Origin of the sequence: Bacillus fungorum, assembly GCF_002746455.1 — a bacterium.
Classification (GTDB): Bacteria; Bacillota; Bacilli; order Bacillales; family Bacillaceae_G; genus Bacillus_A; species Bacillus_A fungorum.
On sequence record NZ_NWUW01000002.1, the window covers coordinates 78,671 to 92,589 of the forward strand.

Genomic DNA, 13,919 nt, shown 5'->3' on the forward strand with positions numbered 1-13,919 from the left:
AAAGAAAAGAGCCTTGCTGCTAAAAGTGAGGCTCTTTTCTTTCGTGTTGCTTATGAGGGGTTTGAGTAGTTTCTCTTAGAATGCCTATGATAGAATATATAGGGTGAAAGAGAGCGATTACAGATGTCAATCATGTTAGTGGGTAATGAATAGAATGAATCAAAAAAATAATGTGACGGAGCGTGAGAATCTTGAATGAAGTTGTACAAGTTCCTGTTACGGATGTAAAGGGAATCGGAGGAGAAACATCTGAATTACTACACGAGATGGGAATTTATACAGTTTCTCATCTATTAGAACATTTTCCGTACCGTTATGAAGATTATGCGATGAAAGATCTTGCTGAAGTAAAGCATGATGAACGTGTAACAGTTGAGGGGAAAGTTCATAGTGCTCCTTTGCTGCAATATTATGGGAAGAAGAAGTCGCGTCTTACGGTTCGTGTCCTCGTCGGTCGTTATTTAATTACAGCGGTATGTTTTAATAGGCCGTACTATAAGCAGAAGTTAAATTTAGATGAAACGGTAACGATTACTGGTAAATGGGATCAGCACCGTCAAACGATTGCGGTATCAGAGCTTCATTTTGGACCAGTTGTACGTCAACAAGAAGTAGAGCCTGTATACTCAGTGAAAGGGAAACTTACAGTAAAACAGATGCGCCGTTTTATTGCACAAGCGTTAAAGGAGTATGGAGACTCTATAGTCGAAGTGTTACCTGATGGATTGCTAAGTCGGTATAAATTATTGCCGCGTTATGAAGCGCTTCGGGCGTTGCATTTTCCAACAGGGCAGGAAGATTTAAAACAAGCACGTCGCCGTTTTGTATATGAGGAATTTTTCTTATTTCAGCTGAAAATGCAAACATTACGGAAAATGGAGAGGGAAAATTCGAAAGGGACGAAAAAAGAAATTCCTTTAGCCGAATTGCAAGAGTTTATCGATGCACTTCCGTTTCCATTAACTGGTGCGCAACGCCGGGTTGTAGATGAAATTATGAAAGATATGACATCTCCTTATCGGATGAATCGTCTGTTGCAAGGTGATGTAGGTTCTGGGAAAACAGTTGTTGCAGCAATTGGCCTTTATGCAGCGAAATTAGCACATTATCAAGGTGCTTTAATGGTTCCTACAGAAATTTTAGCAGAGCAACATTATCAATCGCTCGCAGAGACGTTCTCGTACTTTGGTATGAAGGTTGAATTGTTAACAAGTTCTGTTAAGGGTGTAAGGCGTCGAGAGATTTTGGCGAAATTAGAACAAGGAGAAATAGATATCCTTGTCGGAACACATGCTTTAATTCAAGATGAAGTTATCTTTCATAGGTTAGGTCTCGTTATTACTGATGAACAACATCGATTTGGTGTAGCGCAGCGACGAGTTTTAAGGGAGAAAGGTGAAAGTCCAGACGTATTATTTATGACGGCGACCCCAATTCCGCGTACGTTAGCAATTACTGCATTTGGAGAGATGGATGTTTCTATAATCGATGAGATGCCAGCTGGTAGAAAGGTAATTGAAACATACTGGGCAAAACATGATATGTTAGACCGTGTTCTTGGTTTTGTAGAGAAAGAGATAAAAAAAGGAAGACAAGCATATGTAATTTGTCCCCTTATTGAAGAATCTGAGAAACTTGATGTCCAAAATGCAATCGACTTGCATAGTATGCTGACGCATCATTATCAAGGGAAATGTCAAGTCGGATTAATGCATGGAAGATTATCATCTCAAGAAAAAGAAGAGATAATGGGACAATTTAGTGAAAATAAAGTGCAAATTCTTGTGTCGACAACAGTTGTTGAAGTAGGTGTGAACGTACCGAATGCGACTGTAATGGTTATTTATGACGCGGAGCGTTTCGGTTTATCACAGCTCCATCAGCTCAGAGGGCGTGTTGGACGTGGTAGTGAACAATCATATTGTTTATTAATCGCGGATCCAAAATCGGAAACGGGAAAAGAGCGAATGCGTATTATGACCGAAACGAATGATGGATTTGTATTGTCAGAAAAAGATTTAGAGTTAAGAGGTCCTGGAGATTTCTTTGGAAGTAAGCAAAGTGGTTTACCAGAATTCAAGGTTGCTGATATGGTACATGATTATCGAGCGTTAGAAACAGCTAGACAAGATGCGGCGTTACTAGTAGATTCAGAAGCATTTTGGCACAATGATCAATATGCATCGCTGCGTACGTATCTTGATGGGACGGGTGTGTTCCAGGGAGAGAAGCTCGATTAAAGGGGGGCAACAAAAGTTTTTGTTGCATTCTACTTTTAATGATTATATACTACTGTTAGTACCTAGTCATAAAAATGGATGGTGCGGTATGAAAAAAAGAAGAAGTAAAAAAGAAAGACAAAAATTATTACAACAAACTATAGAAACGAATCCTTTTATTACGGATGAAGATTTAGCAGAAAAATTTCAAGTGAGTATACAAACCGTACGTCTTGATCGTATGGAATTATCTATTCCTGAATTAAGAGAAAGAATAAAACATGTAGCTACAAAGCAACATGAAGAAGATGTGAAATCTTTACCGTTAGAAGAGGTTGTCGGAGAAATTATCGATATAGAATTAGATAGACATGCGATTTCTATCTTTGAAGTGAAGGTAGAACATGTATTTAAAAGAAATCAAATTGCCCGTGGGCATCATTTGTTTGCACAAGCAAACTCACTAGCTGTTGCGGTTATTGATGAAGAATTAGCTTTAACTGCAAAGTCTACCATTCGATATATTCGACCTGTAAAATTAGGGGAGCGTGTTGTTGCAAAAGCGCGCGTTGAAGATGTAGAGAATGATAAAGGACGGACGGTTGTCAAAGTGCGTAGCTTTGTTGGGGAAGAACTTGTTTTCGCAGGCACTTTTGAAATGTATCGATCTAGTAATTATAGTGAGGAAGGTAACAACTTATGAAAATCGCAATAGATGCAATGGGCGGCGATCATGCTCCAAAGGCTGTCGTATTAGGAGCAATGAAAGCTATTAAGGAATATTCTGATTTACATATTACGTTAGTAGGGAAAGAAGAGGAAATTCGTCAATACTTAACGAGTGAAGAACGAATTACTATACTTCATACAGATGAAAAAATCGAATCGACAGATGAACCAGTAAGAGCGGTTCGTCGAAAAAAACAAGCTTCAATGGTACTAGCAGCGCAGCAAGTGAAAGACGGCGTAGCAGATGCTTGTATATCAGCTGGTAATACAGGAGCTTTAATGGCAGCTGGGTTGTTTGTTGTAGGTCGTATGGAAGGAATTGAGCGACCAGCTTTATCCCCTACAATGCCAACTGTTGATGGAGAAGGTTTTGTTATGTTAGATGTTGGAGCGAACGTTGATGCGAAACCAATTCATTTATATCAATATGCAGTAATGGGATCTGTATACGCTGAGAAAGTAAGAGGAATTAAAAATCCTCGCGTTGGACTTTTAAACGTTGGAACAGAGGATGGCAAAGGGAACGAGCTTTCAAAACAAGTCTTTACAATGCTTAAGGATGCCCCAATTAATTTCGTTGGGAACGTTGAATCAAGAGATTTATTGCAAGGTGTAGCAGATGTTGTTGTATGTGATGGTTTTACAGGTAATGTAGCGCTGAAATCACTAGAAGGAACAGCACTTGCATTATTCTCTATGTTAAAAGAGCAGTTAATGAGTTCATTTACGAGCAAATTAGCAGCAGCGGTATTAAAGCCAAAACTTATGGTATTAAAAGATAAAATGGATTATTCGGAGTATGGAGGAGCGGCATTATTTGGATTGAAAGCTCCTGTCATTAAGGCTCACGGTTCTTCAAATGATCAATCAATATTTAGTGCGATTCGTCAAACGAGAGAAATGGTAGCGAAAGAAGTTATTTCTACTATTTCAAGCGTAATGGAGAAAGAGCCACTCCAATAAGAGGAGGATTTGAGATGGGAAAACTAGCATTTCTTTTTCCGGGCCAAGGTTCACAGGCAGTTGGAATGGGTAAACAGTTAGCAGAGAATAATAAAGAGGTTGCAGATGTGTTTGCAAAAGCAGATGAGGTGTTGCAAGATTCACTTTCAGAAGTGATTTTTGAAGGGCCGCAGGAAAAGCTTACGTTAACGACAAATGCACAGCCTGCTTTATTAACAACGAGTTTTGCTATTTTGACAGCTTTAAAAGAGTATGATATTACACCAGACTTTGTCGCAGGTCATAGTTTAGGTGAATATAGCGCTCTTGTAGCAGCGGGTGCATTAACTTTTGAGGATGCTGTATATGCTGTAAGGAAGCGCGGGGAATATATGGAAGAAGCTGTTCCTGGCGGAGGAGGTGCAATGGCGGCTATTTTAGGTGCTGATCCACATATGCTGAAACAAGTTACAGAAGAAGTAACAAGTGAAGGATATGCAGTGCAAATCGCTAATATGAATAGCACGAAGCAAATTGTGATTTCTGGAACAAAACAAGGAGTAGAGATTGCTTCTCAAAGAGCGAAAGAAAATGGCGCAAAGAGAGCAATTCCACTTAAGGTAAGTGGGCCATTCCACTCTTCGCTTATGAAGCCAGCAGCGGAGAAATTCCAAAGTGTCTTAAATGAAATTACAATTCAAGATACGAATATTCCAGTTATCGCAAATGTAACAGCAGACATTATTACAAGTGGTGCAGATATTCAAGAAAAGCTAATCGAACAGCTCTACTCGCCTGTCTTATGGTACCCGTCCATTGAATACATGGTGGATCAAGGAGTAGATACATTTATTGAGATTGGACCTGGGAAAGTACTTGCTGGACTTATGAAGTCGATTGATTCATCAGTGAAAGCATATGCGATATACGATGAAGAGACATTAAAAGATACCATTTCAAATTTGAGAGGAGAAAACTGATGTTAAAAGGGAAAGTAGCATTAGTAACTGGTGCTTCACGTGGAATTGGTTGTGCGATTGCGATTGATTTAGCGAAACAAGGAGCAAATGTTGTAGTAAATTATGCTGGTAATGAGCAAAAGGCAAATGAAGTAGTTGATGAAATAAAGAAATTAGGTTCGAATGCAATTGCAGTAAGAGCAGATGTTGCAAATGCTGAAGACGTTACAAATATGGTGAAACAAACTGTAGACACATTTGGACAAGTTGATATTCTTGTAAATAATGCAGGTGTAACAAAAGATAATTTATTAATGCGTATGAAAGAAGAAGAATGGGATACAGTTATTAATACAAACCTAAAAGGTGTATTCTTATGTACGAAGGCAGTATCTCGATATATGATGCGTCAACGTAATGGACGTATTATTAATATCGCTTCCGTTGTTGGTGTAACAGGTAATCCAGGACAAGCAAACTATGTTGCTGCTAAAGCGGGTGTAATTGGATTAACAAAAACATCGGCAAAAGAGTTAGCGAGCCGCAATATTACTGTAAATGCAATTGCTCCTGGATTTATTGCGACAGATATGACAGATGTATTAGATGAAAATATAAAAGCTGAAATGTTAAAATTAATTCCTGCAGCTAAGTTTGGTGAAGCACAAGATATCGCAAATGCTGTAACATTTTTTGCTTCTGATCAAAGCAAATATATTACAGGTCAAACGTTAAATGTTGATGGCGGTATGGTAATGTAATAAAAGAATCGATTTCAGCTAGTTTTTTTGGATAATATTTAATATAATATTTGAGGGGAGGTGAATGGAATGGCAGATGTTTTAGAGCGTGTAACAAAAATCATCGTTGATCGTTTAGGAGTAGAAGAAACTGAAGTAGTACCAGCTGCAAGCTTCAAGGAAGATTTAGGAGCAGACTCCCTAGATGTAGTAGAACTTGTAATGCAATTAGAAGACGAATTCGAAATGGAAATTTCTGATGAAGATGCTGAAAAGATTGCTACTGTTGGCGATGCTGTGACTTACATAGAGAGTCATCTATAATGCTTGAATGAAGTCCCGTTTTTTAGCGGGGCTTCTCGGCTTATATCTGGAGGGACCTATGCCGTACCGAAAATATAGAGAAAAAAAATACGAAACAAAATATCGTGAAGCGTTTAAAGTATTTCAAGAAAAGATAGGTATTACGTTTACAGATGAAAAATTATTGATTCAAGCATTTACGCATTCATCGTATGTGAATGAGCATCGAAAAAAACCGCATGAAGACAATGAGCGTCTCGAGTTTCTTGGAGATGCAGTATTGGAACTTACTGTATCGCAGTATCTGTTTCAAAAATATCCGACAATGAGCGAAGGAGAGTTAACAAAACTACGTGCAGCTATTGTATGTGAACCATCTCTTGTTCGTTTTGCAAACGAGTTGTCATTTGGTAGCCTTGTTTTATTAGGAAAAGGTGAGGAAATGACAGGTGGACGTGAACGACCAGCTTTATTAGCGGATGTCTTTGAAGCGTTTATTGGTGCTCTTTATCTTGATCAAGGGCTAGAAACAGTATGGGGATTCTTAAAAGAAATTGTATACCCTAAAATTAATGAAGGTGCTTTTTCTCATGTGATGGATTATAAGAGTCAATTACAAGAGTTGATTCAGCGTGATGGTAGTGGCAGTGTTGAGTATCAAATTTTGCAAGAAAAAGGCCCGGCTCACAATCGAGAATTTGTGTCACGTGTTACGTTAAATAACGTGGCTTTAGGTCTTGGTAGTGGCAAGTCGAAAAAAGAAGCAGAGCAACAAGCTGCTGCAGAAGCTTTGAAAAAGTTAAAAGAGCAACGATAAGGAATCCCCCTTTGAATGAGGGGGATTCCTTGTGCATAGAATGAAACTTTCCTTTTAATTGTGAATAAAAGGAAGGTGAATCCGTATAATAGCTTATTTTTGTATAAACAACATTTATAGCAACGGAGAATAGGAGGAAGGCCTTTCGTGTTTTTAAAAAGATTAGAAATAGCAGGATTTAAGTCTTTTGCTGAGCGTGTATCTGTTGATTTTGTCCCAGGTGTAACGTCTGTAGTAGGACCTAATGGAAGCGGGAAAAGTAATATTACTGATGCCATTCGCTGGGTACTTGGTGAACAATCTGCAAAATCATTACGTGGTGCAAAGATGGAAGATATTATTTTTGCAGGCAGTGATACGAGAAGAGCAGTTAATGTTGCTGAAGTAACAATAACTTTAAATAATGAAGATCAACGTTTACCGATTGAATATAATGAGGTGTGTGTAACACGTCGTGTATCTCGTTCTGGTGATAGTGATTTTTATATTAATAAACAATCATGTAGATTGAAAGATATTATTGATTTATTTATGGACTCTGGTATGGGAAGAGAAGCTTTTTCGATTATTAGCCAGGGGAAAGTTGAAGAGATTTTAAGTAGTAAATCAGAAGAACGTCGTGGTGTATTTGAAGAAGCTGCGGGAGTACTGAAATACAAACTTCGTAAAAAGAAAGCTGAAGGGAAACTAGCAGACACACAAGAAAACTTAAATCGTGTACAAGATATAATTCACGAATTAAGTAGTCAAGTAGAACCTTTAGAAAGACAAGCTTCTATTGCGAAAGATTATCTCGAGAAAAAAGAAGAATTAGAGAAAGTAGAAGCGGCACTTATTGTACATGAAATTGAAGAATTACATGAGAAATGGGAAGCGCTTCGAAATCAGTTTGGGCATAATAAAAACGAAGAAGCTAAAATGTCAACGAATTTACAAAAAGGTGAAGAAGAGCTTGAGGAATTACGAGGACAATTACAAGCGGTAGATGAGTCTGTAGATTCCTTACAAGAAGTACTTCTTCTTTCTAGTAAAGAACTAGAAAAACTAGAAGGACAGCGTGAGCTATTAAAAGAGAGAAAGCAAAATGCAACGACGCATTGTGCGCAACTCGAACAGTTAATTGTTGAATTAACAGAGAAAGCTACAAGTTATGATGGTGAAATTGAATCAAGTACAGAAGTGCTGATGCAATTTGTAAATCAAGTGAAAGAGTTGGAGACAAAATTGCATGATAATGAGCGATTGCTTGCAACTTTTGCTGACAATTTAGAGGAACAAATTGAGAATTTAAAAGGTGACTATATTGAACTTTTAAATCAACAAGCTAGTCATCGCAATGAGTTATCTATGATTGAAGAACAATCTAAACAACAAAACTCTAAAAATGAACGCCTTGATGAAGAAAATGCGAAATATGTAGAAATGCGTATGGAAATCACAGCGAAAAAGACGAAACTTGTGGAAAGTTATGAACAAGTGAAAGAAAAAGTAGCTGGTATCCTTTCGAATATACAAAAGACAGAAGCGGCACTTGGGAAATGCAAGGCGCAGTATAGTGAAAATGAAACAAAACTGTATCAAGCGTATCAATTTGTACAACAGGCACGTTCTCGAAAAGAAATGCTAGAAGAGATGCAAGAAGACTACTCTGGTTTCTATCAAGGGGTACGTGAAGTATTAAAAGCTAGAGAAAATAGGTTGCAAGGTATCGAGGGTGCTGTTGCAGAACTGCTAACGGTACCGAAAGAATATGAAATTGCAATAGAAATTGCTCTAGGTGCAGCGATGCAGCATATTGTCGTACAAAAAGAAGAACATGCTCGTGATGCAATTGCGTTTTTAAAACAAAATAAACATGGACGAGCAACGTTTTTACCGCAAGCTGTTATTAAAGGTAGATCGTTATCATTTGAGCAATTACGTATTGTAAATCAACACCCATCGTTTGTAGGTGTGGCGGCAGAACTTGTGCAATATAACAATAAATATGAAAATGTAGTTTCAAATTTATTAGGTACTGTTATTGTTGCAAAAGATTTACGCGGAGCGAATGAGTTGGCGAAACAACTGCAATATCGTTATCGCATTGTAACAATCGAAGGTGATGTAGTGAACCCTGGTGGTTCTATGACAGGTGGAGCGGTAAAACAGGCGAAATCTTCTTTATTAGGACGTCAACGTGAATTAGAAGAGTGGACGAACAAGTTAACTGATATGGAAGAAAAAACAACGAAGTTAGAGAACTTTGTTAAAGCCGTAAAACAAGAGATTCAAGAAAAAGAAGTACAAATACGCGAACTAAGGCAAGCTGCAGAAGCAGAGCGTGTAGATGAACAGAAATTAAGAGAAGAAATTAATCGTCTAGAATTAGAAGAACACCGTATTAATGATCGCTTATCTATTTACGATTTAGAGATTGAAGGCTTCTTACAAGATCAAGTGAAAATACAAGGGCGTACAGAAGAGCTAGAAAAGATTTTAGCGACTCTTCAAGCAGAGATTACAGAATTAGATAGCAAAATCGCAGCTTTAACAAAACAAAAAAGTGAGCAGCATTCTTCGAAAGAAAAAGTTCAAAAAGAAATGACTGAATTAAAAGTGTTAGCGGCTGAAAAGCAACAACGCTTATCTAATCAGAAAGAAAAAGTTGAACGATTGACAAAGGAAAAAGAAGAAACGGATGCAACGCTTGTCAAAACGAAAGAGGATTTAGCATTCTTAAAACAAGAAATGACATCGAATTCAAGTGGTGAAGAACAAATTACGAATATGATTGAGAAGAAAGCATATGATCGTAATCAAACTTCAGAGTTAATTCGCTCTCGTCGTGAACAACGTGTATCTTTACAAGAGAGAGTAGAACATTTAGAGCGTAATCTGAAAGAAACAACAGGTAAACATAAATACATTCTTGAGATGTTGAAAGATCAAGAAGTAAAAATAAACCGACTTGATGTAGAGTTAGAAAATAGATTACAACATTTACGTGAAACATATACGATTTCATTTGAAGCAGCAAAACTGAAGTATACAATGACGATGCCTGCCGAGGATGCACGTAAAAAGGTGAAACTAATTAAACTATCCATCGAAGAGCTAGGAACAGTAAACTTAGGAGCAATTGATGAGTATGAGCGTGTAGCAGAGCGCCATACATTCTTACTAGAGCAAAAAGATGACCTAGAAGAAGCGAAAACGACATTGCACCAACTAATTACTGAAATGGATGAAGAAATGAAAAAACGCTTTTCTACTACGTTTGAAGGAATTCGAATGGAGTTTCAATCGGTATTCTCTGAATTATTTGGAGGCGGTAGAGCGGATTTAGTCATGACGAATCCAGAAGACTTATTAAATACGGGTATTGATATTGTAGCGCAACCACCAGGGAAGAAACTGCAAAACTTAGGTTTACTGTCAGGTGGAGAGCGTGCTTTAACAGCAATTGCGCTGTTGTTTGGTATTTTAAAAGTGCGCCCAGTCCCATTCTGTGTACTAGATGAGGTAGAGGCGGCTCTTGATGAGGCGAATGTTGCCCGTTTTGCCCAGTATTTAAAGAAATTTAGTGATGAGACACAGTTTATTGTAATTACACATAGAAAAGGTACAATGGAAGAGTCTGACGTATTGTACGGTGTAACAATGCAAGAGTCAGGGGTATCTAAACTTGTTTCGGTTCGTTTAGATGATGGAGAAGAACTAGTTGCAAGCAAATAGGAAGGATGGGACAGTATGAGCTTTTTTAAAAAATTAAAAGAAAAAATTTCAAAACAAACAGATACGGTAACAGAGAAATTTAAACAAGGATTAGAAAAAACGAGAAATTCGTTTGCAGATAAAGTAAATGATTTGGTCTTTCGTTACCGTAAAGTAGATGAAGATTTTTTCGAAGAATTAGAAGAAATTTTAATCGGTGCAGATGTTGGTGTTTCGACAGTAATGGAATTAATTGATCAATTGAAAGAAGAAGTGCAACGTCGTAACATTCAAGACCCAAGAGAAGTACAAGCTGTTATTTCGGAAAAATTAATAGAAATTTATAAAGGTGACAGCGATTTTACTAATGAAATTAATATGCAAAAGGATGGCTTGACAGTTGTTTTATTTGTTGGTGTTAATGGTGTAGGTAAAACGACAACAATTGGTAAGATGGCTCATAAGTTTAAATCAGAAGGTAAGTCTGTCTTATTGGCGGCAGGAGATACATTCCGTGCTGGAGCGATTGAACAATTAGAAGTATGGGGCGATCGTGTTGGTGTAGAAGTGATTAAACAAGGATCAGGGTCTGATCCAGCAGCGGTTATGTATGACGCTGTACAAGCTGCAAAAGCACGTAAAGTAGACGTATTACTATGTGATACAGCAGGACGTTTACAAAATAAAGTGAACTTAATGAAAGAGTTAGAGAAAGTAAAGCGTGTAATTGAGCGCGAAGTACCAGGAGCTCCTCATGAAGTATTACTTGTAATTGATGCTACAACAGGACAAAACGGTTTAAGTCAAGCGAAAACATTCCGTGAAGCAACGAATGTTACTGGTATTGTTTTAACGAAGTTAGATGGTACTGCTAAAGGTGGTATTGTATTAGCGATTCGAAACGAAATGGATGTACCGGTGAAATTCGTTGGATTAGGGGAGCAAATGGATGATCTGCAACAGTTTGATCCAGAACAATATGTGTATGGTTTATTCGCGAACTTAGTAGAAACAGAAGAAGTATAAGTGAAAGAAGCGGTATTTTCCGCTTCTTTTTCTATAAAAATATGTGATGTTAAGAAAAAAACTTGACACTCTTTTGTACTCCATGTAAACTAATTCATGTAAAGGGAAATCACTTAACAAAGGATGATCCAACATGCTCGAAAAAACAACGAGAATGAACTATTTATTTGATTTTTATCAATCGTTGTTAACGCAAAAACAGAGAAGTTATATGTCGCTTTATTATCTAGATGATTTATCTCTTGGTGAAATTGCGGAAGAATTTGATGTAAGTCGCCAAGCCGTGTATGATAACATTAAACGGACTGAAGCGATGCTTGAAGAATATGAAGATAAATTAGTATTACTTCAAAAGTTTCAAGAGCGACAGCGACTTGTTGCAAAGCTAAAACAGCTAATCAGCGAAGAAGAGCATGTGAATGAAGAAATGAAACAAGTTGTTGAAGCTATCGAAAAATTAGATTAGGAGGGCGGCAATATGGCATTTGAAGGATTAGCCGACCGACTTCAACAGACAATGCAAAAAATCCGCGGCAAAGGAAAAGTTTCTGAAGCCGATGTGAAAGAAATGATGAGAGAAGTTCGTCTAGCTCTTTTAGAAGCGGACGTTAACTTTAAAGTAGTAAAAGATTTTGTAAAGCGTGTGTCTGAACGTGCTGTCGGACAAGATGTAATGAAAAGTTTGACACCTGGACAACAAGTAATTAAAGTCGTACAGGAAGAACTTACAGAACTTATGGGCGGAGAGCAAAGCAAAATTGCTGTTGCTAATAAGCCACCGACTGTTATAATGATGGTTGGTCTGCAAGGTGCGGGTAAAACGACGACAACAGGTAAACTTGCGAATTTACTGCGTAAAAAGCATAATCGTAAACCAATGCTTGTTGCAGCGGATATTTACCGTCCAGCAGCTATTAAACAGCTTGAAACATTAGGGAAGCAATTGGACATGCCTGTATTCTCTTTAGGAGATCAAGTAAGTCCTGTTGAAATTGCGAAACAAGCGATTGCAAAAGCAAAAGAAGATCATCACGATTATGTTTTAATCGATACAGCAGGTCGCCTGCATATTGATGAAGAGCTAATGGATGAATTAGCGAAAGTGAAAGAAGTTGCGAAACCGGATGAAATTTTCCTTGTTGTCGATGCGATGACGGGACAAGACGCGGTAAATGTTGCACAAAGTTTCCATGAACAGTTAGGTTTAACAGGTGTTGTATTAACGAAATTAGATGGTGATACGCGCGGTGGTGCGGCATTATCTATTAAGGCGGTAACAAATACACCGATTAAATTTGCTGGTATGGGTGAAAAACTAGATGCAATTGAAGCGTTCCATCCAGAGCGTATGGCATCCCGTATTTTAGGGATGGGAGACGTCTTAACATTAATTGAAAAAGCGCAAGCTACAGTCGATGAAGAGAAAGCAAAAGAACTTGAGCAAAAAATGCGTACGCTTTCGTTTACGCTTGATGATTTCCTAGAACAACTTGGACAAGTGCGTCAACTTGGACCGCTTGACGAATTGTTAGGAATGCTTCCTGGTGCAAATAAAATTAAAGGGCTGAAAAATGCACAAGTTGATGAAAAACAAATTGGGCATATTGAGGCAATTATTCGTTCTATGACTAAATTAGAGCGAGAACAACCGGAAATAATCAATGCTAGTCGCAAAAAGCGCATTGCCAAAGGTAGCGGTACAACGGTACAAGAAATCAATCGTCTAATCAAGCAATTTGATGATATGAAAAAGATGATGAAGACGATGACGGGAATGCAAAAAGGTAAGAAAAAAGGACTAGGTGGATTGAAGTTTCCATTCATGTAAGGAAAAAAAGATGGCTCTGTTAAGAAAAAATACTTTACAAAGCAATAGTCTTTTTGCTAATATAATTATCTGTGTGAAATAAATTCGGAGGTGCTTTATAAATGGCAGTTAAAATTCGTTTAAAACGTATGGGAGCTAAAAAAACTCCTTTCTATCGTGTAGTTGTTGCAGATTCTCGTTCTCCTCGTGACGGACGTTTCATTGAGGAAATCGGTACTTACAATCCGGTTGCTCAACCAGCTGAAGTTAAGATCAACGAAGAAGCAGCATTAAAATGGTTAGGAAATGGTGCTAAACCATCTGATACAGTTCGTAACTTATTCTCTAACCAAGGTATCATGGAGAAATTCCACTTATCTAAACAAGGTAAGTAATTGAGGCAATGACTATGAAGAAGTTAGTCGAGACGATTGTCAAGCCTCTTGTCGATCATCCTGAAGATGTAAAAGTTACACAGGAACTTTACAACGGAGAGATAAAGTATCGATTAACTGTACATCCTGAGGATGTTGGAAAAGTCATTGGAAAGCAAGGGAAAGTTGCGAAAGCAATTCGAATGCTCTTGTATTCAGTGGGACATCATAATGATGAGAAAGTAACACTGGAAATTCAATAAACGTAAAAAGGGCGAGGAGTTAATTCCTCTCCCTTTTTTAACAT

13 protein-coding genes are annotated in these 13,919 nt (G+C 37.8%); all 13 read left to right on the forward strand.

Annotated features, from left to right (window positions below; genetic code table 11):
- The first annotated feature begins 191 nt into the window (after positions 1–191).
- The gene (recG, locus tag CO726_RS03185; protein WP_099683284.1) at positions 192–2,240 is read left to right on the forward strand and encodes an ATP-dependent DNA helicase RecG; all 2,049 of its coding nucleotides are present in this window, start codon (positions 192–194) and stop codon (positions 2,238–2,240) included.
- Between the two features lie 88 nt (positions 2,241–2,328).
- The gene (fapR, locus tag CO726_RS03190; RefSeq protein ID WP_099683443.1) at positions 2,329–2,922 is read left to right on the forward strand and encodes a transcription factor FapR; all 594 of its coding nucleotides are present in this window, start codon (positions 2,329–2,331) and stop codon (positions 2,920–2,922) included.
- Positions 2,919–3,911, forward strand: a complete 993-nt coding sequence (gene plsX, locus CO726_RS03195) for a phosphate acyltransferase PlsX (RefSeq protein ID WP_099683285.1) — start codon at positions 2,919–2,921, stop codon at positions 3,909–3,911. The genes fapR and plsX overlap by 4 nt, the downstream gene beginning before the upstream one ends.
- Before the next feature lie 14 nt (positions 3,912–3,925).
- Positions 3,926–4,870 (forward strand): ACP S-malonyltransferase, encoded by a 945-nt coding sequence (gene fabD / locus CO726_RS03200; RefSeq protein WP_099683286.1) that lies wholly within the window; start codon positions 3,926–3,928, stop codon positions 4,868–4,870.
- Positions 4,870–5,610, forward strand: a complete 741-nt coding sequence (gene fabG / locus CO726_RS03205) for a 3-oxoacyl-[acyl-carrier-protein] reductase (protein WP_099683287.1) — start codon at positions 4,870–4,872, stop codon at positions 5,608–5,610. Before fabD ends, fabG begins: the two co-directional genes overlap by 1 nt.
- Positions 5,611–5,679: 69 nt before the next feature.
- A complete protein-coding gene (gene acpP / locus CO726_RS03210; protein ID WP_000786062.1) occupies positions 5,680–5,913 on the forward strand; it encodes an acyl carrier protein in 234 nt (77 codons plus the stop codon).
- A gap of 58 nt (positions 5,914–5,971) precedes the next feature.
- The gene (rncS, locus tag CO726_RS03215) at positions 5,972–6,709 is read left to right on the forward strand and encodes a ribonuclease III (protein WP_098758272.1); all 738 of its coding nucleotides are present in this window, start codon (positions 5,972–5,974) and stop codon (positions 6,707–6,709) included.
- 147 nt (positions 6,710–6,856) lie between these two features.
- Entirely contained in the window at positions 6,857–10,426 is a 3,570-nt protein-coding gene (smc, locus tag CO726_RS03220) for a chromosome segregation protein SMC (protein ID WP_099683288.1), read from the forward strand.
- Between the two features lie 15 nt (positions 10,427–10,441).
- On the forward strand, positions 10,442–11,431 hold the full coding sequence (gene ftsY, locus CO726_RS03225; RefSeq protein ID WP_000007648.1) for a signal recognition particle-docking protein FtsY: 990 nt from the start codon (positions 10,442–10,444) through the stop codon (positions 11,429–11,431).
- Between the two features lie 133 nt (positions 11,432–11,564).
- Positions 11,565–11,897 (forward strand): putative DNA-binding protein, encoded by a 333-nt coding sequence (locus CO726_RS03230; protein ID WP_000891061.1) that lies wholly within the window; start codon positions 11,565–11,567, stop codon positions 11,895–11,897.
- A 12-nt stretch (positions 11,898–11,909) separates the two neighbouring features.
- On the forward strand, positions 11,910–13,259 hold the full coding sequence (gene ffh, locus CO726_RS03235; protein WP_000863460.1) for a signal recognition particle protein: 1,350 nt from the start codon (positions 11,910–11,912) through the stop codon (positions 13,257–13,259).
- 101 nt (positions 13,260–13,360) lie between these two features.
- On the forward strand, positions 13,361–13,633 hold the full coding sequence (rpsP, locus tag CO726_RS03240; protein WP_000268750.1) for a 30S ribosomal protein S16: 273 nt from the start codon (positions 13,361–13,363) through the stop codon (positions 13,631–13,633).
- Positions 13,634–13,647: 14 nt separating this feature from the next.
- Entirely contained in the window at positions 13,648–13,875 is a 228-nt protein-coding gene (locus tag CO726_RS03245; protein ID WP_000737397.1) for a KH domain-containing protein, read from the forward strand.
- The last annotated feature ends 44 nt before the right edge of the window (positions 13,876–13,919 follow it).

Coding starts and splice junctions, on each gene's coding strand:
- CO726_RS03245 (WP_000737397.1), top strand. CDS start 13,648: ATGAAGAAGTTAGTCGAGACGATTGTCAAGCCTCTTGTCGATCATCCT.
- ftsY (WP_000007648.1), top strand. CDS start 10,442: ATGAGCTTTTTTAAAAAATTAAAAGAAAAAATTTCAAAACAAACAGAT.
- fapR (WP_099683443.1), top strand. CDS start 2,329: ATGAAAAAAAGAAGAAGTAAAAAAGAAAGACAAAAATTATTACAACAA.
- fabG (WP_099683287.1), top strand. CDS start 4,870: ATGTTAAAAGGGAAAGTAGCATTAGTAACTGGTGCTTCACGTGGAATT.
- fabD (WP_099683286.1), top strand. CDS start 3,926: ATGGGAAAACTAGCATTTCTTTTTCCGGGCCAAGGTTCACAGGCAGTT.
- plsX (WP_099683285.1), top strand. CDS start 2,919: ATGAAAATCGCAATAGATGCAATGGGCGGCGATCATGCTCCAAAGGCT.
- acpP (WP_000786062.1), top strand. CDS start 5,680: ATGGCAGATGTTTTAGAGCGTGTAACAAAAATCATCGTTGATCGTTTA.
- rpsP (WP_000268750.1), top strand. CDS start 13,361: ATGGCAGTTAAAATTCGTTTAAAACGTATGGGAGCTAAAAAAACTCCT.
- rncS (WP_098758272.1), top strand. CDS start 5,972: ATGCCGTACCGAAAATATAGAGAAAAAAAATACGAAACAAAATATCGT.
- CO726_RS03230 (WP_000891061.1), top strand. CDS start 11,565: ATGCTCGAAAAAACAACGAGAATGAACTATTTATTTGATTTTTATCAA.
- ffh (WP_000863460.1), top strand. CDS start 11,910: ATGGCATTTGAAGGATTAGCCGACCGACTTCAACAGACAATGCAAAAA.